The 20,211-nt window shown below is 68.7% G+C and carries 19 protein-coding genes and 1 pseudogene; 10 read left to right on the top strand and 10 right to left on the bottom strand.

Features of this window, described 5'->3' with window-relative positions:
• Window positions 1-240: 240 nt before the first annotated feature.
• The gene (locus Q5761_RS08740; protein ID WP_318750292.1) at window positions 241-1,644 is read right to left on the bottom strand and encodes a transposase; all 1,404 of its coding nucleotides are present in this window, start codon (window positions 1,642-1,644) and stop codon (window positions 241-243) included.
• Window positions 1,645-1,942: 298 nt separating this feature from the next.
• Between Q5761_RS08740 and Q5761_RS08745 the strand changes: the two genes are divergently transcribed.
• From Q5761_RS08745 to Q5761_RS08755, 3 genes are read left to right on the top strand one after another with little or no spacing between them, the layout of a single operon-like run.
• Window positions 1,943-4,114 carry a hypothetical protein gene (locus tag Q5761_RS08745; RefSeq protein ID WP_318750293.1) on the top strand — a complete coding sequence of 724 codons (2,172 nt, stop codon included), beginning with the start codon at window positions 1,943-1,945 and terminating at the stop codon, window positions 4,112-4,114.
• Window positions 4,115-4,131: 17 nt separating this feature from the next.
• Window positions 4,132-4,791: a hypothetical protein gene (locus tag Q5761_RS08750; RefSeq protein ID WP_318750294.1), complete on the top strand. Its 660-nt coding sequence runs from the start codon at window positions 4,132-4,134 to the stop codon at window positions 4,789-4,791.
• A 14-nt stretch (window positions 4,792-4,805) separates the two neighbouring features.
• On the top strand, window positions 4,806-5,750 hold the full coding sequence (locus Q5761_RS08755) for an ABC transporter ATP-binding protein (protein ID WP_318750295.1): 945 nt from the start codon (window positions 4,806-4,808) through the stop codon (window positions 5,748-5,750).
• A 625-nt stretch (window positions 5,751-6,375) separates the two neighbouring features.
• On the opposite strand, the gene Q5761_RS08760 is transcribed toward Q5761_RS08755, so the two are convergent.
• The 4 genes from Q5761_RS08760 to Q5761_RS08775 all read right to left on the bottom strand — a co-directional run bounded on the left by Q5761_RS08760 (window position 6,376) and on the right by Q5761_RS08775 (window position 9,249).
• Window positions 6,376-7,173 (bottom strand): IS256 family transposase, encoded by a 798-nt coding sequence (locus tag Q5761_RS08760; protein WP_318751636.1) that lies wholly within the window; start codon window positions 7,171-7,173, stop codon window positions 6,376-6,378.
• Between the two features lie 39 nt (window positions 7,174-7,212).
• A complete protein-coding gene (locus Q5761_RS08765) occupies window positions 7,213-7,935 on the bottom strand; it encodes a UPF0236 family transposase-like protein (RefSeq protein WP_318750296.1) in 723 nt (240 codons plus the stop codon).
• Entirely contained in the window at window positions 7,913-8,674 is a 762-nt protein-coding gene (locus Q5761_RS08770) for a UPF0236 family transposase-like protein (RefSeq protein ID WP_318750297.1), read from the bottom strand. Before Q5761_RS08770 ends, Q5761_RS08765 begins: the two co-directional genes overlap by 23 nt.
• A 95-nt stretch (window positions 8,675-8,769) precedes the next feature.
• A complete protein-coding gene (locus Q5761_RS08775) occupies window positions 8,770-9,249 on the bottom strand; it encodes a transposase (protein ID WP_318750298.1) in 480 nt (159 codons plus the stop codon).
• Between the two features lie 105 nt (window positions 9,250-9,354).
• On the opposite strand from Q5761_RS08775, the gene Q5761_RS08780 reads away from it, so the two are divergent.
• The 5 genes from Q5761_RS08780 (at window position 9,355) to Q5761_RS08800 (ending at window position 13,346) form a co-directional block, all read left to right on the top strand.
• Window positions 9,355-9,783 (top strand): hypothetical protein, encoded by a 429-nt coding sequence (locus Q5761_RS08780; RefSeq protein ID WP_318750299.1) that lies wholly within the window; start codon window positions 9,355-9,357, stop codon window positions 9,781-9,783.
• Between the two features lie 175 nt (window positions 9,784-9,958).
• Window positions 9,959-10,696: an alpha/beta fold hydrolase gene (locus Q5761_RS08785; protein ID WP_318750300.1), complete on the top strand. Its 738-nt coding sequence runs from the start codon at window positions 9,959-9,961 to the stop codon at window positions 10,694-10,696.
• Window positions 10,697-10,944: 248 nt separating this feature from the next.
• A complete protein-coding gene (locus Q5761_RS08790) occupies window positions 10,945-11,574 on the top strand; it encodes a GntR family transcriptional regulator (RefSeq protein WP_318750301.1) in 630 nt (209 codons plus the stop codon).
• A 24-nt stretch (window positions 11,575-11,598) separates the two neighbouring features.
• Window positions 11,599-12,429 carry an ABC transporter ATP-binding protein gene (locus tag Q5761_RS08795; RefSeq protein ID WP_318750302.1) on the top strand — a complete coding sequence of 277 codons (831 nt, stop codon included), beginning with the start codon at window positions 11,599-11,601 and terminating at the stop codon, window positions 12,427-12,429.
• Window positions 12,426-13,346, top strand: coding sequence for a hypothetical protein (locus Q5761_RS08800; protein ID WP_318750303.1), 921 nt, complete (start codon window positions 12,426-12,428; stop codon window positions 13,344-13,346). Before Q5761_RS08795 ends, Q5761_RS08800 begins: the two co-directional genes overlap by 4 nt.
• A gap of 98 nt (window positions 13,347-13,444) precedes the next feature.
• Here Q5761_RS08800 and Q5761_RS08805 read toward each other — a convergent pair whose 3' ends face one another.
• Window positions 13,445-14,545 carry an ArsR/SmtB family transcription factor gene (locus Q5761_RS08805; RefSeq protein ID WP_318750304.1) on the bottom strand — a complete coding sequence of 367 codons (1,101 nt, stop codon included), beginning with the start codon at window positions 14,543-14,545 and terminating at the stop codon, window positions 13,445-13,447.
• A 184-nt stretch (window positions 14,546-14,729) separates the two neighbouring features.
• Here Q5761_RS08805 and Q5761_RS08810 point away from each other — a divergent pair, with 184 nt between their 5' ends.
• Complete coding sequence (locus Q5761_RS08810; protein ID WP_318750305.1) at window positions 14,730-15,146, top strand: hypothetical protein; 417 nt, start codon at window positions 14,730-14,732, stop codon at window positions 15,144-15,146.
• A 72-nt stretch (window positions 15,147-15,218) separates the two neighbouring features.
• Here the strand turns inward: Q5761_RS08810 and Q5761_RS08815 are convergent, their stop codons facing one another.
• Complete coding sequence (locus Q5761_RS08815; RefSeq protein ID WP_318750306.1) at window positions 15,219-15,620, bottom strand: VOC family protein; 402 nt, start codon at window positions 15,618-15,620, stop codon at window positions 15,219-15,221.
• A gap of 316 nt (window positions 15,621-15,936) precedes the next feature.
• Between Q5761_RS08815 and Q5761_RS08820 the strand changes: the two genes are divergently transcribed.
• Window positions 15,937-16,932 carry a sulfite exporter TauE/SafE family protein gene (locus Q5761_RS08820; RefSeq protein ID WP_318750307.1) on the top strand — a complete coding sequence of 332 codons (996 nt, stop codon included), beginning with the start codon at window positions 15,937-15,939 and terminating at the stop codon, window positions 16,930-16,932.
• Window positions 16,933-17,181: 249 nt separating this feature from the next.
• Here the strand turns inward: Q5761_RS08820 and Q5761_RS08825 are convergent.
• The 3 genes and pseudogenes from Q5761_RS08825 to Q5761_RS08835 all read right to left on the bottom strand — a co-directional run bounded on the left by Q5761_RS08825 (window position 17,182) and on the right by Q5761_RS08835 (window position 20,188).
• Window positions 17,182-17,562 (bottom strand): annotated as a pseudogene (locus Q5761_RS08825) (DUF488 domain-containing protein).
• 302 nt (window positions 17,563-17,864) lie between these two features.
• Entirely contained in the window at window positions 17,865-18,746 is an 882-nt protein-coding gene (locus Q5761_RS08830; RefSeq protein ID WP_318750308.1) for a hypothetical protein, read from the bottom strand.
• 59 nt (window positions 18,747-18,805) lie between these two features.
• Complete coding sequence (locus tag Q5761_RS08835; protein ID WP_318750309.1) at window positions 18,806-20,188, bottom strand: selenium-binding protein SBP56-related protein; 1,383 nt, start codon at window positions 20,186-20,188, stop codon at window positions 18,806-18,808.
• Window positions 20,189-20,211 lie beyond the last annotated feature (23 nt).

Genomic DNA, 20,211 nt, shown 5'->3' on the forward strand with positions numbered 1-20,211 from the left:
TGAGACGATATGACCCGAACGAAATATCTGGTTCGACTGGTGCTGGCGGCCGCCACGATGCTTGTACTGACAACGACTGGCGTTGCCGCCAACAGCAGCTGCCAGTATATCATCTACAATAGAGCCTGTTGCACCGACCCTGAGAGATCGGGCCTAGTGGGAACGTACCGGGTCGATTCGCTCATGTCACATGGGCTGACGGTCAGGACTGTGTAGGCCGGCGGCCCGATCGTGACCCTTCTACGCCAAGCCCGCCACCGTACATTCAAAGGGCAAGGTGGCGGATCGCTCCCTGACCCTCCGCCAGAGCTTCAGCAAGTTGTGGGTCAAGCAAAGCAGCTTCCACTCGCTGTCACACGCCGCCAGACCCCGACGGAGGAACCGGTCGGCGCCTCGCACGGTCTTGATCTGCCCGAACACGGGCTCCACGGTCTGGCTGCGCTTGGCGTAGATCGCCTGTCCTCGCCGGGTCCGCAGCTTGCGTTCCATCCGCTCCCGCAGGCTCAGCCCCTTGGGGATGCGGCCTCGCGGAGGGGGTGTGTCCTTCCAGGCTTGGCGCTGCTTCCACTCCTTGCGCGTCGCCAGGAACAGTTCCGGCCCATCCGCCGGCGCCTGCCTGACGTTCGCCTCGCTCCAGTACCCCGCGTCGGCGACGACGGCCCGGATGGGCTTGTCCACGCCCGCTGCCCGCAGGTTGGCTTGCGCCTGCTGGAGCATCGGGTGCAGTTGGCCCACGTCGTTGGCGTCCTGCGTCACCGCCGCGGCCACGATGAGCTGGTCTTCGGTCACCACCGCCTGGGCGTTGTACCCTTGCACAAAGCCCTGCCGGGTCTTGAGGATCCGGCTGTCCGGATCCGTCACGTTGGCCTTGGCCGCCGGATCCACCGAGGCATCCGGCGCCTTCGGCTTCCGCCCCCGCCGCTTCTTGCCAGTCGCCTGCTCCTGCGCCTTCCGCTCCTCGATGCGTGCCTGCAGCCGAGCCGCTTCCCGGGCCGCCTCGTCCTCCAGCCGCCGCTTGCATGCCTTCAGCCGCTCCAGCCGGCTCTGGCGGGAGCGCAGTTCCTCCGGCAACTCATCCCCACGGCGCCCGGGGCCGTACCGCTCATCTTCTTCCCGGTCCGTGGCCTCCGCCTCCCGGAGCATCTTCTCCACTTCCTGGCGAATCACATCATACGTTCGGTTGGCCGCCAGCGAGGCGTTGGCCTTGACTTTCGTCCCGTCCAGTGCCACCACGCCGACCTTCCCCAGCCCCGCCTCACGGCACAGCCGCAGCACCTGGGTGAACAGCGCGGCCAGCTCCCGCTCGTGGCGCTGGCGGAAGCGGGCGATGGTCACGTGATCCGGCTTCTGGTTGGCGGTGATCACCCGGAAGGCCACGTCCTCGAGGCACAACCGCTCGATCCGCCGGCTCGACCGTTCGCCGACGCAGTAGGCGTACAGCAGGAGCGTCACCATCAGGGTGGGGTCGTAACTCTCTCCGCCCCAACCGTCGGCGCGGTACTTCTCGTAAAAGGCCCGCAGGTCCATCTGCTCGACGGCGTCGATCAGAAACCAGGCCAGGTGATCCTCAGGCAGCCAGTCGCGAAGGCTCGGTGGGAGCAGGTACAGTTGGTCGCGGTTCACCGGGCGGAAGTTGTAGGCCATAGGAACACCTCAGGCAATGGCGAATTCCAACCGATGCTTTCACTTAACCTCCCGGGGCTGCAGTCCTGCGGAAATACCTGGGTTCGTGAAACAGGCTCAATAGAGCCTGTGAATGGGACGCCGGATGTTGGGCTAATCCCTTCACGCCTAACGGACAGTGGTGGACGACCGTCGAGTGTGTCAGGAGTGACGGCAGCATAACTGTTCTTGATCGGTACGAGTCGGGCGGCTGTTGTAGCGGCTACTAGTGGCAGCGAAGTCTGCCGCCTCCCACTGTAACTTTAGGAGGCTAACTGGAGTGGGTTCCGGGAACATGGGGCGGTTGTTTCGCACCGAGCTACAAATGGCCTTGCGGTCTCCGCTGGCGTGGCTGGTCGCCGGGGTGTCCCTTTTTTACTGTGCCTGGCAAGTATTTGTCTTGGTAGACCGGGCGCCGACCTCGGAAGGCTTCGTCGAGCAGTTGACCAGCATGCCCTTGCAGGTCCTGTTCATGCTCCTGCCCATCCTCACCACCGCCGTTGTGGCCCGGGACGACCGCAACGCGGCCGCGGAGATGACGGCCTATCGTACCCGGCGTACTCTCGGCCTGTTGTGGCCACGCATGGCGGCCGTAGGATGTTTGGCTGCGGCGGTAGCCGGGCTCATGTATGCCATGGCGGTGGCAGCCAACCTGTATTATGCGCCGTCGACCGCCAGTTGGCGCCCTTATCTGGTCTCCTGGATCGTCGTCGCATTGCCGTCGCTTCTATTCAGCCTCGTTGTTCCAGTATGGATCTACATGCTCACGAAAAACAGTATCCTGGCCTCGCTTCTCCCCTTCCTTGTGATGAGCATGACGGTGCCGCAGGCCCATCCGCTGTTCTCCCCCGGGCTGGCCCGGGTGGGCTTCTCTGTCCTGGATACGTTCGGTGGCCTGGGCCAAGCCGTGGCCTGGGCCAGGATGACTCTCCTCAGCGTCGCCGTGATCCTTGGACTCTGGGTCTACATCAAGGAGGAACACCGTCTGGGGTTGGGTAAAGGCTGGAGCGCCCGCCGCCAGGTGGCCATGGCGGCGGTGCTGGCGATCGCCATCGCCTGCATGGTGGCCGGCTTGACATCGATGCCGCCTGATGTACGTGCTCAGGCGGCTTGGGCGCCCTTTACTCCAGGGGCACCGTGCCCGGCCGGGGCCAACTCGGCCGGACCCGAGTTGGCCCTCACAGTCGAGCGGATGGACATCCGCCTCCAGGCGGACCTGCATCGAGGCCGACTGGAGGGCGAGTTGCGCGCCGCCATCCGTAACGCGCTGTCCACACCGGTGCAGACGGTAACCGTTCGCCTCCATCCCCGACTCCAGCCGGTGCGAGCGGAGGAAATCGCGCCGGAAAAGGCACCCGTGCAGTTTGTTGCCATGAAGCCGGGCTGGTGGTGCCTGCAGTTGCCGTCGGCCCTGCGGCAGGGGGGGACGCTACAACTGCAGATCGGTTACGAAGGCAATCCCCTGCTCACCGACTACAATGGGCGGCTGGTGCTGAACCGCCTCTCCCCCCACGGGCTTTGGTTGCACCCCCAAGGCATGTGGTTTCCTGCCGCTGGCGATGTCGATCAGGATACCTCATGGACCCTGACTGTGGAAACGTCCCAGCCCCTCGTGTTCGCCGCCACCTCCTCCGGCGGTGCCACCAGGCGGTGGGTGCAGGAAGGCAGGGGGCCCCTTCCCGCCCTCGCAGCTGGCAGGGCATGGCATGGCTACCGGGCGGGAGAAGGGGCACCGGGTGGCGATGTCGTGGTCTGGACGGACGGCAGCTACGCCCGGCAAGCCGGGGCCTTTGCAAACCTGGTGGCGCAGGCCCTGGACAGCGCCCGGGGGCTGGTGCAACCTGGCGACGATCTTCCCGTCACGGAAAAGGCTATTGCCCTCCTACCGTACAACGGTGTTGGGGATCGGGCGCCGGCCATGCCGCTGGGACATGGTGACGTGACCCTGTTGCCGGAGTACATGCTCGACTGGAACGAGCCCACCCCCTTTGTCCGGCGCGCGGCCCTTCAGGTCGCGGCAGGGACCGTGTTAGACCGGATGGGCTTGTCGCAAGCCGCCGGGGCGCCGTCGTTTATGCACCAGGGCCTGCGGGATGCCGTGGCACTATGGATTCTTGATCGGTTCAACCCCGCCGTGGCCCAGGAGGAACGCGAGATACGACACACCCTGGCGACGACGGGTGCCGTTGAGGCGGTTGACAGGGAACTGCGTGAGCTGGGCCTTGAGGCGATGAACTCTCTCAGCAACACCCTCACGGTCTACCTGGACTTCGCGGCCCGGGAGAATGGGGTGTCCATGGTCCTCGACCAGGTACGCCGGGCCGCGCAGCAACCGCGGCCATTGGGACAACCGTTCTGGGTCTCCTTGCTGAGTAGCCTTCCGGAGCCTTCCCCAGAGCTGGCCCCCGCCGTGAACCAGCTGCAAGGAGTGCTGAGGTCCGGATCATCATAAGGCGGTGACGGGCAGTGGTGTACCTGCGCCTGCTTCGGCGGCCCGAGACAGCCTTGACCACCCTTGGGCTCGGGATCTACGTAACCCACCTGGTTCTGCAATACGCGAGGGCTGTACGCCCCTCGTGGGACGATCTGGTCTGGGTTCTCGAGGGCTGGTTCCCCGTGGCGCTGGCCCTGTCCACCGCAGGCTTGGTGGCGGAGGAAGTCGAGGGCAGGACCTTCGAGATGCTGTATCCCAAACTACGTTCGCCCCAGGCCTGGCTCATGCGCCACCTGCAAGCCGCCTGGCTCGTCCAGGGCGTACTGGCCCTGATCGGTGCGGGTGCCCTGCTCCCTTACTACGGCACAGTAGGCCCGATGGTCATGCTGCTTCCGGGTGCGATCTGTTCAGGCCTGGCCCTCAGCGGCGTGGCCCTTCTGGCCGCCACCCTAACCCGCCAGACCGCCGTGGGCTATGGCGTCGCCCTGATCTGGTGGCTCTTTAGCCTGCTCACGTCCGGCATCCCAATCGGCTGGCTGCGGCTGGTATCCTTAACCCCCACGGTGATGAGCCCTGTGCCCGATGCCTTCTGGTGGTGCAACCGGATCGGGCTGCTGGCGCTGGGCCTTGCCCTCGAGGGGCTGGTGGCGCGGCGGCTGCAACACGCGGAAACCTTTTTGCAACCGGCCGGCTAACGGAGGTAGGAACGATGCTGGAGATTCGTGAGGTGAGCAAAGTCTTCCAAAGCAGGGGCCGGACGGTGCAGGCCCTGGATGGTGTCGATCTGGTCATCCGGCCGGGGACCTTCGGCCTCTTGGGACCCAACGGCTCCGGCAAGACGACTCTCATGCGCATCCTGGCCACGTTGCTGCAGCCCACCCAGGGCACGGTGATCTTCGATGGCTTCGACATTCACCAGCATCCCCAGCGGTTACGGGCACGGTTGGGTTACTTGCCCCAGGAAAGCGGATTCTACCCCACGCTGACGCCCGTGCAGTTCCTCCGCTACCTGGCGGACGCGGCCGGCTACCATCCTCCTGATCTCGATGCCGAGATCGGCAGGCTGCTGGAGCAGGTAAACTTGGCAGAGCACGCTCACCGGCCGATCCGCACCCTATCGGGTGGGATGCGCCGACGCTTGGGCGTCGCCCAGGCACTACTGGGACAGCCGGACCTGATTATCGTTGACGAGCCCACGGCCGGTCTCGATCCGGAGGAACGCCAGCGGCTGCGCCGCCTGATCGTCGATATTGCCGGCCAGGGGCGGACGGTCATCGTGTCGACACATATTACGGAAGACGTTGAGTCCACCTGCCGCGAGGTCGCCGTACTATTGGAAGGCCGGATTGCCTACGCGGGCTCGACGGAAGCCCTACGGGGTTCCGTCGAGGGTCGCGTGTGGGAATTGGTTGGCGTTGAGGAAGATACCCTTCGCCGCATCAAGGACCAGCCTCAAGTGCTGGGGTACCGGCCAGGCCGGGTCGGTTTCACGGTTCGTATGCTGAACGACGGCGTCCCTGACATTCCCTGCGTCGAACGCATCCAAGTTACGCCAACTCTAGAAGACGCCTACGTCGCCCTGCGCCAGCAACATGCATGCCGCCAGCGGGACGCCACCAGCGATGTGAAAGCAGAATATCACCTAGCGCGATGAAGTGCCTTTCGAGCTGATGCCACGAAACACAAACGCCCGGTGTGCCAGGCGAACTAATAGTCCCCGTTCTCTAACCCGCCTCAGAGGCACCGCCAACGACCGGTGGCTGAGGCCTGTTCGCCCTGCCTCAGCCACCGGTGGCGGGGTTGCCGGCGTACGTTGACCCCGGCTGCACTGGGCTCCTTGCGCAACTTCCCACGGAGAACTCATGAGATTCCCGCCTTCCGGCGGCGGACGCTCTCCCAGATCGCAGCAAGCCAATGCTGCCACCAAGGACGCATAGAGGCCACTGGCCGGGCAATGTTGGCGAGGGCCAAGAGCGCATTCCTCAACGTCTGGTGGAGGTGATGTACGATGCTGCGCTTTCCACGGCAGTACAAGCTCTGGGTTATCGCGTTCGCCCTATTGGTCCTGACGGCAGGATGCGGCGGTGCACAAACCAACACAGCACTCTCGGATACCACCCTTGTCGCACAGACTCCAGATGGACAGTCGGCAACGGTGGATCTGAAGGAAGGGCCGGTTCTCTTCGTGGCGCACTGGTGCCCGCACTGCGAACAGTTTCTCGCGAGCACTTCGCTTGACAAGCTACCCAGAGCTTCCGTCAATAGGTGTGTAAATGCGCTCAGGCGGCGACCCCCTTCTCCGCGACCTCGATGCCGTCTTCGTACCGCGCCCCGGCGTAGACCTTGGCCAGCAACTCCGGGGCGCTTAGCCGCCGGAAGCGCCTCTGGGCCACCATGAGCATCTTCCAGATCACCGCCGTGGCCCGCTCCACCTTCTTGAACCGCTTGGCCGCGTCCGTACGCAGCCGCAGCGCGGCGAAGGGGGATTCCACCACGTTTGTGGTCCGCAGGTGGCGCCAGTGCTCCTTGGGGTACCGGTAAAACGTCACCATGCGCTCCCAGTCCCGCCCCAGCGTCTCCGCCGCCTTCCCGTAGCCGTGCCGGTGACACCAGGCCTCGAACGCCTTGCGCTTCCGTTCCGCCTCCGCCCGGGTCGGGGCGTAGGCGATGGCCCGGAGCATGGGCTTGGCCACGGCCTGCTGCCGGCGCGGCAGCTGCTCCAGCACGTTGAGCACCTTGTGGTTCCAGCAGCGCTGCTCCTCCGCCTCCGGCCAGACGTTGCGCAGCGCGCCCCAGATCCCTAGGTGCCCGTCCCCGATCACCAGCCGCGGCGCGTTCATCCCTCGGTCCCGCAGGTCCCGCAGCACCTCCGACCAGCTCGCCACCGACTCCCGGTAGCCCGGCACAACCGCCACCACCTCCTTGCGGCCGTCCACCAGGCCCGCCACGGCCACGAGCAGCGCCGCCCGCTCCCGCTCCAACCCCGCCTTCACGTACACCCCGTCCACCCACAGGTAGACCACCTGCAGCTCATCGAGCCGCCGCGTCCGCCAGGCCTCCCAACTCCGCGACTGCATCAAGCTTCGGTAGGTGGATCCCCCCGACCCATGTTCCGGTCACGCCACAGAAAGGCCGCCCAGATGCCGCAGCGCCTTCACCCACTCGCGGTCCGCATGGGGTCCGTAGAGCGCCGGGATCCGCACCCGCAGCCACTGGGCGACATCCTCCACGTCGCTCCGGCTCAGGCGCTGCCCGAACAGCCGGCCTTGCGGGGTCGGGGCCACCGGTGGCGCCTGGCGGCGCTGCCAGACCGGACGCGCGTAGCGATCGAGCTCCCCGTTCGCTCGAGCCGCCAACAGCCGGGCCAGGTGCCGAGCCCCTCGCTCGCTCCACGCGGCCCCGCGCCGCTTCATTCGCCGGGCCAGCACGTGGTAGTTCTCCGCCTCGATCGCGCCCAGCCGCCGCGCGTTCGCGTCGGCCACGATGCCGTCCCAGTGGTTCTTCAAGTACTGCTTCAGCTCTTGGACGCGGTCGCGTGCTTCACCCCGCGCCCGCCGGCGAGCCGCATCCAGGATCGCCTCCACCTCGCGCCACGGCTTCCCCTCGGCCAGGGCCGCCGCCAGCTGCCGGTGGGCTTCCGCGTCGTGCTGCAGTCCCCGCCGCATGGCCCGTTTCAGGTGGAACGGATCGAGGCGATACGAAGCCTGCGGGAGGTACTCAAGGACCTTGCGAATCCACGGCGCCCCGTCCCCACCCACCGTGCACTGGCCGACCCGCGACCAATCCCACTCCACTGCAAAGGCCGCCAGCGCCTCTTCAAATCGAGGCCGTCCCTTCACCCACCGTCACGTGCACCCGCCGGTTCTTCAGTACCGTCCGCCCCCGCGCGTCCGTCGCCTTGCCCTCATACGCCAGCGCATGCATCAGCGCAATCCGCTCTTTCTGCCCATCCGGCCCGCGCCGCCGGCCCCGCACCAGCAGCTCGTCAAACTCCAAGTCGACGGCGGCCGCCGGCCGGCTCCCGGGCGGGATCTCGCCCCGCTCAAACACCGCCTCCCGCTGCGCCTTCGCCGCTTCGTCCGCCCGGGCCCCGGCCGCCTGCACGTCCGCCCACAAGGCCATGGCGCTCAGCCGCACGGCCCCGCAGCTCACCTGCTCCAGCCAGTCCGCTGCCGCCGCAAACGGCACTTGGGTGCACAGCTGGATCCCGAACTCCTGCACCAGCGGCGAGTATCGCTGCCGCGGCGCCAGCCCGAGCACTTCATCCAGCAAGAACCGCCGTGCGCCGCTCGGCCGCTCCTGGTAATACCGTCGTTCCCACTGGATCTCACCCACCCACGTGATCAGGCTCCGCGGTTGCTGATTGACGCACTTCAGTTGCCGCCGGTCCCGCTGCTCCATCAGCTGCCGGTCCAACGCCTCCAACGCCGTGACCAACAGTTGCCGCGCGGCCTCCTGCGCCCCTCGGACCACGGCCACCTCCAGCGCTCGAAAGTCCGGAGCCTCCCACAGGGCCTTTTCCACAACCCGAGCAAGCTGCAGGGTGATCTCCCCGATGCGGCGAATCACATCCTTCATGGAGAGGCCTCACCTCCATCCTTGGCCAGAAGGATCGGCTGTCCCGTTTGGGACAACCTGGTGAGGTCTCTCCTTCGCTTTTCCCCCACCAGCACCTACCGAAACTTTAGACAGTCCAACTCCGCCTGCCACCGCTCCTTCAGGCGCGCCACCGTCCGGGCGGAAAGCGGCGCCTCTTCACCGAGCAGCCCCCGCAGGGCCAGGTCGAAGTCCCCCTCGGCCAGCCCGTGCAGGTCCAGCTCCGGCAACAGCTCCGAGACCTCCTTCGTGCGCCGAACGAACCGAGGCAGAATCCGGCTCTCGAACCGCTCCTCGAGGCCCCGCACCCGGGGACGCCGCAGGGTCAGGGTGCCCATGGGGGTGGTCAGCTTCCGCGGCTTGCCGTACCCGTTCCGGTACCCGGCCGGTGCATCGACGGCGGCACGCCGCTGGTAGCGGACCCGGCCCAAAAGCTCGGTCACCTCGGCCTCCAGCGCCTCCTGGATCAGCGCCTGGATCGCGTTCCGCAGCCACTCGTGCAGTCCTTCCCAGGTGGGGCTTGACGTCAGGTTCCCCGACGTGGTCCGCTGGTGCATGGCGGTGGCTCTCCTCCCTCCGGGCTTCCAAGCCCTCGTTGTTCACCAAGAGGAGGGTACACCGCCTTCGCCATTTACACACCTTTTGAGGGTACCTCGATCGGAGTGGGAGTCCTCGTAATCGGCTGCATGATTGTTAGCACAATTGCGTGGGTTGGATCGCTGGTTTCAGCTTTTGTCTTTGCCTATCCTGAAGTATCGGTGGCGATGTTTGGAATTGCATGGTTACCTGTTGGAATCATGAATGTGGTCGTCTCGTCCGCTGTGATGGTTCTCACCCCTCCAATCTTCATAGGAAGGGTCGGTTCCACTGTACAAAGCATCAGCACGATGGTGATGCCTCTCGGAGCGTTGCTGGGTGGTGTCGTTGCCGACTTTACCAGTGTCGGGACCGTCTTCGGCCTGACATGTTTGACGCCATTGAGCATTGCGCTGCTGTGGATGGCCATTGGCGATTTGCGGGTCATGCCTGCAGCGAGCAAACTAACCCCGTTGCCGTTGACGCGGGGAGCCGATGATGGTATCGCCGGGTAAAGCTCCACGTTCGTCTCCGGGAGGTGGCCCGCGTGCTGTGACCGGCGCCAACTGGCGACCGAAAGACGACCGAGGAGCGGTCCGGTGCGGTCTCTATCGATCCCTGGCTCCGGTGGGTCCACCGTTCGATGCTTCAATCCCGCTGTGGTTCTGGTATGGACGGGGAGGCGGGTCCATGCCGGTCCCTTTGCTCCTTCACGGCATCCCGGTTACGTCGAGCGTCTGGCGTCCCGTGCTCGGGCCGCTGTCCCGCCTGGGCCGGGTGCTGGCACCCGACCTGCCGCTGGTGACAGCACCAGAGGCGGCACCGGTGGACCCTGAAGACTGGTTCCACTGGCTGGATGTGCATGTCCTCGGCACCGTGCGGGATCCCGTGGTCCTGATGGTCCACGACGTGGGCGGCCCCGTCGGCCTCTATTGGGCGGTGCGCCGCCCGGAGCGGCTGGCGGGCCTGGTGATCATGAACACCAGCGTTCACCCCGGTGCAACGCCCTGGGGATCGCTGTTGAAGGTGCCCGGGCTGGTGCCGGCCCTGTTCGCCTTGACCTTGTCGCCCCCGCTCTTTGGCTGGCAGATGCACACTCTCTTCGGATTGTCCGACGAGGACCGGATCGCCGAGTACCGGGCCGCATACGCTTCCCGCCAGTGCCGGCGGGCGCTGGCCCGGGGTCGCCGCCTGGGCACCGGTGTTACCGGCCGTGGCGGAGAGGCTACGCCTGCTGTGTTGTCCCGTGCTTCTGCTGTAGGGTTTGCGCGACCGCTGGATCTTCCCGTGGAAGCCCTTCGGCGAATGCTTCCTGCGGGACCTGCCTCGGGCCCGCGTGGTCAAGCTTCACCGGGCGGGCCACTTCCTTCAACTGGAAGCTCCGGAGGAAGTGGCGCACCACGTGGCGGACTTCGTCACGGCTTGTAACGCTCACGTGTGAGTGGCGGTCCGTTTGGCCACGTAACACTTTGACCACGTAACACTTCGCTCAGATTTGGACTCGCCCCGCACCCCGTCCCACCCCCCCGATCGGACGCGCACCGGTCCATTGCCCACTCTTGCCCGTCACGCTCCCGTAGACACGTGGCGTCTTGACACGTAATGACCTAGTGTACTAATGTGATAGTGCACTAGAGCTGGTGTAATAGTGCACACGATCGACGGGAGGAGCGACGGTGCCCGAACTCTTCGGCAGCGAGTTCCGTCTGGACCCAACCCGGCCGATCTACCTGCAGATCATCGAGCGGTTCCAGGAGGCCGTGGCCCGGGGTGTGCTCCAGCCGGGGGATCAGATCCCGGCCCAGCGGGACCTGGCCCAGCGCATCGGCGTCAACCCCAACACGGTGCAGCGGGCCTACCGGGAGATGGAGGTCATGGGCCTGGTGGAGACGGCCCGGGGCACCGGAACCTTCATCACCCTGGACCCCGGCCGCGTCCGGGCCCTCCGGGAAGAGCTGGCCCGCCAGGCGGTGGCCGAGTTCGTCCGGCGGTTGCAGGACCTGGGCTTTGACCGGGACGAGATCGCCCGCCGGGTGGCTGCGGCTCTCGGCACGCCGGTACCGGGCGCGGGCGACCTCGATGGGGGATCCCACCTAGGCGATCCCGGAAGGGCGTTCCACCCGGGAAGCCCCGGAAGCCAGTCCCCCGCAGATCGCCCCGCCACCGGGTCTCAGGCCATAAGCCCGGGCAACGGGTCCCGCGTTGAAAGCCAAGAAGGAGTCCAGCCCCCGGGATCCCGCGGGCGCGCTCCTCGGCCAGACCGCGGATCCCGCGTCGAGAACAAACGCGTCGAAAACCAAGGTTGAACACCAAGAAGGAGGGACACCTTCGTGACGCCCCGCCATCCCCTGGCTTCATCCGCCGCCCCATCGGCTGCGGCGGCCGAACCCACCGTCCAGGCTGCCACGCCGCCAGCCGCCGGCTCTGCAGGCGGTCCAGACCCGTCGACCGTCACGGGGACACCCCCGCCTGCCGTCTGCTTCCGCCACGTCTGGAAACGGTACGGCTCCGTGGAGGCCTTGCGGGATGTGACCTTCACCCTGCCTGCCGGCACCGTCACGGGCCTGGTCGGGGCCAACGGCAGCGGCAAGTCGACCCTGCTCAAGGTGGCGGCCGGGTTTGTGCGGCCCGCCCGGGGTGAGGTCCAGGTCCTGGGCCAGACCCCCGGCGTGGAGCTGCGCCGCCGGGTCGCCTTCGTCGCCGAGGTCGACCCGCTGGACCCGTGGATGACGGTGGACCAGACGGTCCGGTTCGTCCGCTCCTTCTTCACCGACTGGGACCCAGAGCACGAGGGCGAGCTGCGCGAGATCCTGGAGCTACCGGGCCGCAGGCGGGTGGGGGAGCTGTCCAAGGGAATGCGGACCCGGGTGCGGCTCCTTCTGGGCCTGGCCCGCTCGGCGCCGCTGGTTCTTCTGGACGAACCCTTCTCGGGCATCGACCCGGTGTCCCGCCGCCGCATCGCCGACGCCATCCTGGCGGCCTGCCGGCGGGGCGGCCGGACGATCCTGCTCTCGACCCACGACTTGAAGGACGCGGAGCCGCTGTTCGACCGGCTGATGGTGCTGGCGGGCGGCCGCCTGGTGCTCGCGGGCGACGCCGACGAGCTCCGGGCCCGGCACGGAAAGTCCCTGGACGGGATCGTCGAGGAGGTGCTGGCATGACGCCGTTCTTCCGGCTCCTGTGGCGGGAGGTGCGCCAGGGGCTGCCCACCACGGCGGCCTCCGTGGTCGCCATCCTCGCGTGGTACACCTTTCTGGCCAGCCGCGTCGGCCGCTGGAACGAGGGGCTGGTCCTGGCGATGACGCAGATGCCGCTGTGGTGGCTGCCCCTGGGAGCCTTGTGGCGCACGTACCAGAGCTTCAAGAACGACCTGGACACCGCCCGCGCCTACCTGCTCCTGTCCCTGCCGGTCTATGGCTGGCAGCTGGCCGGGGCCAAGCTGCTGGCGGTGTGGCTGGAGGCGGTGCTGTACGTAGGGGCGACGTTCGGCGGCATTGCGGCCATGGTGCAGGGCGTGGGCGTCCCCGGCCTGCCGCCCGACATGTCCGCCGCCGTGGCCGCCCAGTTCGCGCGCACGCTGGTGGATGCGGTGGGCATCCTCCTGGCGATCCTGGTAGCCTTCGCGATGCCGGCGTGGCTCGTGCTGGTGCAGGCGGCATGGGGTGCCGGCCGCACCGTGCGGCGGGGACGCCACGTCCTGATGGGCCTGGCCTTCCTCGCGGGTGGCTGGCTGTTGGTACGCGCCGCTGTCGCTGGGGCGGCCGTGCTGGACTTCCTTCCCCCCGTGCCCACCTTCCCCTACCCCGACGTCTACCGGGCGCCGGGCGGGGTCTGGACCGTCGAAACCCGGTGGCTGGCCATGCACCCGGGCCCATGGCTGGCGGCGGTCCTGGCAACGGCGGTGGGGTTCTTCGGTACCGCTCGGGCGGTGGAACGGGCCCTCGACGCCGAGGGAGCTCGATGGCCGGCGGTGGCAGGGGTGGTCATCGTGACGGCCGCAGCGGCGGTCGACCTGTACCTGAACGGGGTGGAGCTCTTCGATGCGCTTCTTCAGGCGCTGGCCGGGGGCGGGACGTAGGTCGAACGCAGCCGGCCGGCGGCCGGCGATGGCCGGCCGCCGAGGCACGGCCTCCATTCCGCCCGCAGGGAGCCACGCGGCTTGAAGGGTGGACCGACCTAGCCGAGGAAGGATCGAAGGTGCCGGCTCACCCTTTCCACCGCGTCCTTCCGACTGGCGTACAGGACGTAGTAGCCGTCCCGCCTCGCCCTCATCAGGCCCGCATCGTGAAGGATCTTGACGTGGCGGGAGATCGCGGCTTCCGACAGGCTGAGGGCCCGGGCCAGTTCCTGCGTGCTCTTGGGGCCCTCGTGGCAGAGCTTCAGGATCTGCAGGCGCGCCTCGTGGGCCAGGGCGAACAACAGGCGCTGCAGGGCAACCGGAGGCTCGGCAGGCGGTCGCAGCAGGGGCCCCTCAAGCCCGTAGACCAGGCAGGGCGGCCACGGCGGGTCGCACTCCACGCGGGTCTTGACCCGGGTGAAGAGGCTGGGGACCAGCAGCAAGGGCCGGCTTGGGGTGACGTCGACCACGACGTGTTCGGGGAGCCGGTGGAAGATGAGAAGGTGGCGGTCGCGGACCACCCGGGCGTCGGGTGCCACCTCGTGCAGCACCGTCCACACGTCGCGCTCGCGGAGGCGTCGGGAGCGCCGCTCGGCATCGGCCAGCAAGGCGGGGCGGATGCGCGCCCACTCCCCTTTGAAGGCGCACTCCCAGAACTGGTCGAGCATGGCCAGAAGTCGCCGCCGCAACCGGTCGGGGCTCCGGATCAGCTCCTCGCAGGCCTCCACATACCGCGGGTCGAGACATCGGGCCTGCTCGAGGAGCATCGCCTGGGTCGCGCCGTCCCGCATCACCTCGTCGAAGCTGGGATCCCGCTCCGCCTCCCATGGCGTGAACGCCCTCGCACATTCCTCCACGAAGGTCTTCAGGGGCAGCCGTTCGATGTCCGCCAGTTCCTCATGAAACGCGGGAACGCCCTCCCGCGACCGCGGGGTGAAGAAGCCCAGTTGCCAGTCCCGATAGGCGAAGCCCAGCTTGCGAATCTCTGCGAGCAGGAAACGGGGCAGCCGCTTACGCGTCTCCAGAACCCAGTGAAGTTGCAGGGGGTGAGCCCGCGGGTTGACGACCGCCTCGAGGGCGCACACCGCCTCGAGGAGAGGCGACAGACCGAAGATCACCGTCTCTTCGGGATGCGCGGGAAGCTGGATCTCGATGGTCACCGTCCGACACCATCCGTCTCGCCGTCGCGGTCCGCCACCATGCCATGGCGAGCTCGCCCAACGCCATCCGATTGCGAATTCTTCGAATGTGTTGAACCGCCGGGCGAGCACCCCATAGGCTTGTGAGCAGCCACACCGCCGAGGAGAGGCTTGTGAGCAGCGATACCGTCAAGGAGGTGCCCCGATGCCCGCTTCGGCCCATCCCGTGCCCAAGTGCTACCTGGTGGTTGCCTATGCACCGCCGCGGGTGTCCGCCCGGGCCGCCAACGACGCGTTCAACCGGTACATCGCCGACCCCAGCCGCGGCTTGGTCCTGACCCATGACCACTTCATCCACCCGCGCGGCGGCTACGCCATCTTCGCCTGCGAGCGGGAAGAACAGGTACGGCGCGTGACGGACGCCCAAGACGAACTGCCCGGCTGGCAGGTTTCCGTCCACCCGCTCACCTTCGCCCACGATGCCGTGACCTGGCTCTACCAGAGCGACTTCACCCTGGCCTGGTACCGCGGCGGGCAGCGACTCCGGACGTGGATGAACCGGTACGAGGCGTCGGAGCATTGCCACCGTCTCGAAAGCCGGCTTCCGTCCCAGGCAGGTTGACCGTTCCGGCCGCGGCAGTCCACCGGCCGGCGGCACCAGACCGCGACCCTGCACCGGCAGCCGGCGGGACGTTCAACCTTCCGTCCGGCGGTCGCGCAAGGGCCCCAGCAGGAAGATCACGTTGCCATCGGGGTCGTGGAGGCTGCAGGCCCGGGCGCCCCAGTCCTGATCGGCAGGCTCGGTGGCGAAGGTGACCCCTTGTTCCACGAGCCGCCGGTAGGCGGCGTCCACGTCGCCCACCCAGAAGCTGATGTGGTCGAGGCCCGGCGGGTTGCCCACCAGGTCCGGGCTGCGCCGCGCGCCGCCCGCGGGCCGGTTCGTCTGAAAGAGGTAGAGGCGGGCGTCGCCGGCGACCAGCAAGGCCCCCGGCGTCTCGTCCCGGCTCTCCACCCGGAATCCTAGCTGCGCGTAGAAGGCCTCGGCGGCCTGAAGATCGCGCACTGCCAGGCCGACGTTGTCGATCCGCTCGACCATGGTGCATCCCCCTCCTTTGGGTGCGGTCCCACCGCACCGCCGGCGGCTTCCCGCTGCCCCCGCTGTCGGGTTGTCGTCCCCCGGGCGACGTTCGCCCGGATGGTCTCCTCGTCCTGCCGACGACCTGGGGAGCCCGCCTTCGTCATCGCACCGCCGGGGACGTCTCGACGGGAGGCTGTTGGTCGACGTAGGGTCAAGGAGGAGTGGCATCGTAGGGATCGCGCTTGGGGACTGGCTCCCTGGGGCCGCCCCGGCGTGTGGCCATGGCAGAACGCCCACAAGCAGAACGCCCACGACCAGAGGCAGGCGGATCGAGGTGTCTCCTTTCGCACTGGTGGTCCTCGGTGTCCTGGTAGGCGCCATCGGCACCCTGATCGGCGCCGGAGGCGGGTTCCTCCTGATCCCCGTGCTCGCCCTTCTCTACCCGACCGACGACCCCGGCACCCTCACCGGCATCTCGCTGCTGGTGGTGGCCGTCAATGCCCTCTCCGGGTCCATCGCCTATGCCCGGATGGGGCGGATCGACTTCCGGGCGGGGGCCTGGTTCGCGGCGGCGGCCATCCCGGGGGCCGTGCTCGGGGCGTGGGTTTCGACCGTGATGTCGCGGCGGCTGTTCGAGGCCCTCTTGGGGACGTTGATGGTGGCAGCGGCGGTGTGGCTGCTGGCCCGGGCCCAGCGGGCCGCGCTGGCTGACGCGGCGGGTGCAGCAGGTGCGGCGATGGTTCGAGGCGCAGCGGCCACCGGCAGGGCACCGAGGGCCGACGGGCCAGCACGGGCGGCAGCCACGGCGGGTGCGACAGGCCCAGCCGGTGTACCGGGTACGCCCGATGCAACCCCCGCAGCAGACACAAGGGATTCCGCGGCGGAAACCGGAGCCCCCCGAGCGGCCGAGGAAGACGAGGTGGGTCCCGCCGGGCCAGCGCGCGGCGCCTCCCGCCGCCGCAGCCTGGGCCGCGGCATGGCCCTCAGCTTCCTGGTCGGCATCGTGTCCAGCCTCTTGGGCATCGGGGGCGGGATCATCCACGTGCCGCTTCTGGTCGCGGTGCTGGACTACCCGGTCCACGTGGCGACGGCCACGTCCCACTTCGTGCTGGCCCTGACGGGGTGGGCGGGGGTGGCCGTCCACGCCTGGGCGGGGACGTACCACCACGGGCTCCACCGGGCGGCCTTGCTGGCGGCCGGCGTGATCCCCGGCGCCCAGGTGGGCGCGTGGCTCTCCCGCCGGGTGGACGACCGCTGGATCCTCCGGGCCCTCGCCCTGGCCCTGTTGCTGGCGGGGGTGCGGGTGCTGGCCGAGGCGGCCGGAGCGTGACCGTGGCATGGCCACGTGGCCGCGGGCGCCAGGTCCGAACGCGGCGCGAAACGCCGACGGGCGTGTTCACCGTTGGCCGCCGCCGGGCGGGAGGGGACCCCGGCCGGCTGACTGCCCCGCGGCCATGAGGACGCGCCCCCGACGGCCCGGCGGGCAGCAGGCACGCCCCCACCGCTACGCGACCGGGGCGGCGCGGTAACGGCTGCCGACCGGCGCCCCACGACTTTCCTCGGGCCCCCAGGGCTCCCCTCAGGCCCCCGCAGCTTCCCCCAGCCGCTCAAGCAACCACTGGCGGAGCACGGGCACATGGCTCCGATCGGGGTTCCGGGCGGCGGTCAGCAGCACCACGGTCCCGTATCGCCGGCAGGCCGCGAGGGCGGGGGCGGTCACCTCGTCGCCGAGGTCATCCAGCTCCTCGCGGTACCGCCGGCGAAACCCGTCCCAGCGGCCCTCGGGGTCCTGGTGGTATCAGCGGCGCAGGGCATCACTGGGGGTCAGATCCTTCCACCACGCGTCCCAGGGGCCGTCTTCCTTGCGGATCCCGCGCGGCCAGAGGCGGTCGACCAGCACGCGGTAGGCGCCCGGAGGCGCCGGTTCGTCCCTGTAGACGCGACCAATCCGCAAATCCAAGCCCCTTCACCTCGCCCCTCTTCCGCGCACCTCCCGTTGCGGGTCGAGACCCGCCAGGGCCGCCCCAGCGGTGCACAGCGATGCCCGGCGATACGAAACTGGAGGGTCGAACCCGTTGCTCGCGGCCGCCGATTCTCCTCCCCACCCTCTTTGTCCGACGGGACGCCCTGGGGGTGCTCTTCATCGCCGGCCGCACGGCGTGGGGAACCCGCTGTGCGGCCGGTCCCGACCGGGCCGTCGCCCGGCTGCGCGCCGCCGCCGAACCTTCGGCCGTGCCGCCGTGTTCCGCCCGCCCCCGTTCGTCACCCGACCAGGGCCACGGCCAGGCCGCTGGCCACCATGGCCACGGCCCAGACCAGGTCCACGTTGACCCAAGCCCGCCGTAGGAAGAACAGGCCGAACCGGTAGTACACGAGAAGCGCCACGGCCCCGGCCACCACCAGCATGCTGGCGGCGTGAACCGCCGCGGCCAGGAGCACGCCGGCCCAGGACCCCAGCCCCGAACCCAACGCGAACCCCGCCGCGGCTCCCGGCCCGGCTCCCAACCCGGACCCGGCCGCGGCCGTCCCGCCTGCTGCCGCCACGAAGGCCGACCCGTCGGCGCCGGCCAGGTGGGTGCCGTGTTCGACCCCCACCGTAGCCGCCGCGGCAGCCCCCGCCGTTGCCCCGGCCGGCCCTGCCGCCGGTGCCGCAGCCGGAGCCGCCGCATCGGGTGCCGCAGGAATGGCCCCGCCCGGCCCAGGCCCCGCCCACCAGACCAGGGGTGCCAGCATCAGCCCGGCACCGTGGGCGGTGGCCATGAGGAACGACCACAGCACCAGGCCGGCGAAGCCCACCTGCATCCCCACCCGCCCCCCGGCATGGCGGGATCGGAACAGGTGGAACAGCCCGTAGCCCACCAGCAGGGCGGCCACCCCGTAGCGCAGGGGCACCGCGGGGAGCACCGCCCGGGCGCCCCACAGGAGTGCCAGGACGAGCGCGACAGACAGAGCGTGGCCCAGGCCGATGGGCAGCAGGGCCCACACCACCCGCCGCCCGCTGCGGGCCTGCATGCCCAGGGCCACGGCGAAGAGCCAACCCATGGCCGGGTTCAGGCCGTGATAGGCGCCGAGCAGGACGAGAACCAGCCACGGCCAGGGACTGCCGTGGCCGGTTTCGACCGCATGGGTCAGGTGCTCGTGCACGGGGGTCGCCTCCTGACGAGCCCGCCGGACGGTGGCCTCGCGCTACACGCCAGCACTCCTCACGACGGGAAGCAGAAGGAATCCGACGAGCTGTCGCCGCCCTGCAGCCGCACCTGGTGCGGCCGGCTCTCGCCGAAGTCCACGAAGAAGGCCGGGTCCACCGCAAGCCCGCCGGCGGGGTCCGCGTCCAGCTTGACCAGCCAACCCCGCAGCCCGGGGTAGAACTGGTCGTCCCAGGTGCTGTAGAGGGAGTTGGTGACGTAGACCCGCCGCCCGTCGCGGCTGACCTCGACCATCTGCGGGCCGCCGGTCAGGGGACCTGCCGCCGGGTGGGCCGCCCGCCGCACCACGCCGCCCAGCCGGACGGAGCCCGTCAGCCTCGGGTGGAAGGGATCGGACATGTCGTACTGACGCAGCTCGCCGGTCCCCCAGCAGGAGACGTAGAGGAAGCGGTCGTCCAGGGACAGGTTGATGTCGGTGATGAGGGGCGGCACGGCGCCCAGGGGCTTGAGGATGTCCGGCAAGGCGTCCTTGTCCTCGGCGGGTTCGGCCGGGATCTCGATCACCTTGCGCACCGCCCAGCGGTCCCCGTCCCGGTACCAGAGCCAAACCGACCCGGAGAGGTCCTCGACGTTGACTACCACGCCGACGAACCCGTACGCCTTGCTGGGGTCGTGGGCGGGCCGCAGCTCGAGGACCATCTGGTGCTGGTCGCCCAGATCGACCTCCTGCACGTGCCGGCGCCGGCGCAGGTCCCAGAAGTGCAGCCGGTGCCCGTAGCGGCGGTTGACCACGTCGTCCAGGTCAAGGCCGCCCTCGAACAGCGACGGCGCACCCCACTCGCTGGTGACCACCGTGTCGTAGCCCAGGTGCCACCAGAAGTCGTAGGCGTAGACCTGCGGGCCGCGGTCCACCTCCCAGCGGCCGAGGACCTCGAAGCTGTCGTGGTCGAGGATCAGGATGCCGCCGGGGCCGTCGGCGCAAGGGCCGTTGCCGCCGGCGCCAGCGGCGTCACCGGCACTACCCCCAGAGCCGCCGGCCCCCTGTCCCGCTGTGTCAGGCCCACCGCCCCCGGATCGGCCGCCGCCTTGGCTGTCGTCGCCCCGGCCGCCCAGGGCGCTGACGTAGATGCCGTCGGGCCCGCAGTGGACGGTGTGCAGGCGGGAGTACCCGGCCCGGCGCAGGACCTCTTCCGGTTCCACCACCTTGACCAGCCGCGGCGCCGCCGGGTCGGGCTTGGTGTCAAGAACATAAATTCGGGACGAACGCAGCCCCGGCACCAGCAGGTAGCGCCGTTCCACGTGGGGGTGGGGGGCGAAGGGGCAGAGGGCCGAGCTGCAGGCGTTCCAGCCGAAGTGGTGCACCTCGTCGCCGGTGTAGGGGCTACGAACAGCTGGTGCGTTTCTTATCGTTTTTCGTCCTATGCCGTCAAATCTTCGCATGCCCTTCCCTCCTCGGCCGGCTC

Origin of the sequence: Thermaerobacter composti (assembly GCF_033582035.1) — a bacterium.
Lineage (GTDB): Bacteria > Bacillota > Sulfobacillia > Thermaerobacterales > Thermaerobacteraceae > Thermaerobacter > Thermaerobacter composti.

Coding starts and splice junctions, on each gene's coding strand:
- Q5761_RS08740 (WP_318750292.1), bottom strand. CDS start 1,644: ATGGCCTACAACTTCCGCCCGGTGAACCGCGACCAACTGTACCTGCTC.
- Q5761_RS08755 (WP_318750295.1), top strand. CDS start 4,806: ATGCTGGAGATTCGTGAGGTGAGCAAAGTCTTCCAAAGCAGGGGCCGG.
- Q5761_RS08760 (WP_318751636.1), bottom strand. CDS start 7,173: ATGCAGTCGCGGAGTTGGGAGGCCTGGCGGACGCGGCGGCTCGATGAG.
- Q5761_RS08770 (WP_318750297.1), bottom strand. CDS start 8,674: ATGAAGGATGTGATTCGCCGCATCGGGGAGATCACCCTGCAGCTTGCT.
- Q5761_RS08775 (WP_318750298.1), bottom strand. CDS start 9,249: ATGCACCAGCGGACCACGTCGGGGAACCTGACGTCAAGCCCCACCTGG.
- Q5761_RS08785 (WP_318750300.1), top strand. CDS start 9,959: ATGCCGGTCCCTTTGCTCCTTCACGGCATCCCGGTTACGTCGAGCGTC.
- Q5761_RS08800 (WP_318750303.1), top strand. CDS start 12,426: ATGACGCCGTTCTTCCGGCTCCTGTGGCGGGAGGTGCGCCAGGGGCTG.
- Q5761_RS08810 (WP_318750305.1), top strand. CDS start 14,730: ATGCCCGCTTCGGCCCATCCCGTGCCCAAGTGCTACCTGGTGGTTGCC.
- Q5761_RS08815 (WP_318750306.1), bottom strand. CDS start 15,620: ATGGTCGAGCGGATCGACAACGTCGGCCTGGCAGTGCGCGATCTTCAG.
- Q5761_RS08835 (WP_318750309.1), bottom strand. CDS start 20,188: ATGCGAAGATTTGACGGCATAGGACGAAAAACGATAAGAAACGCACCA.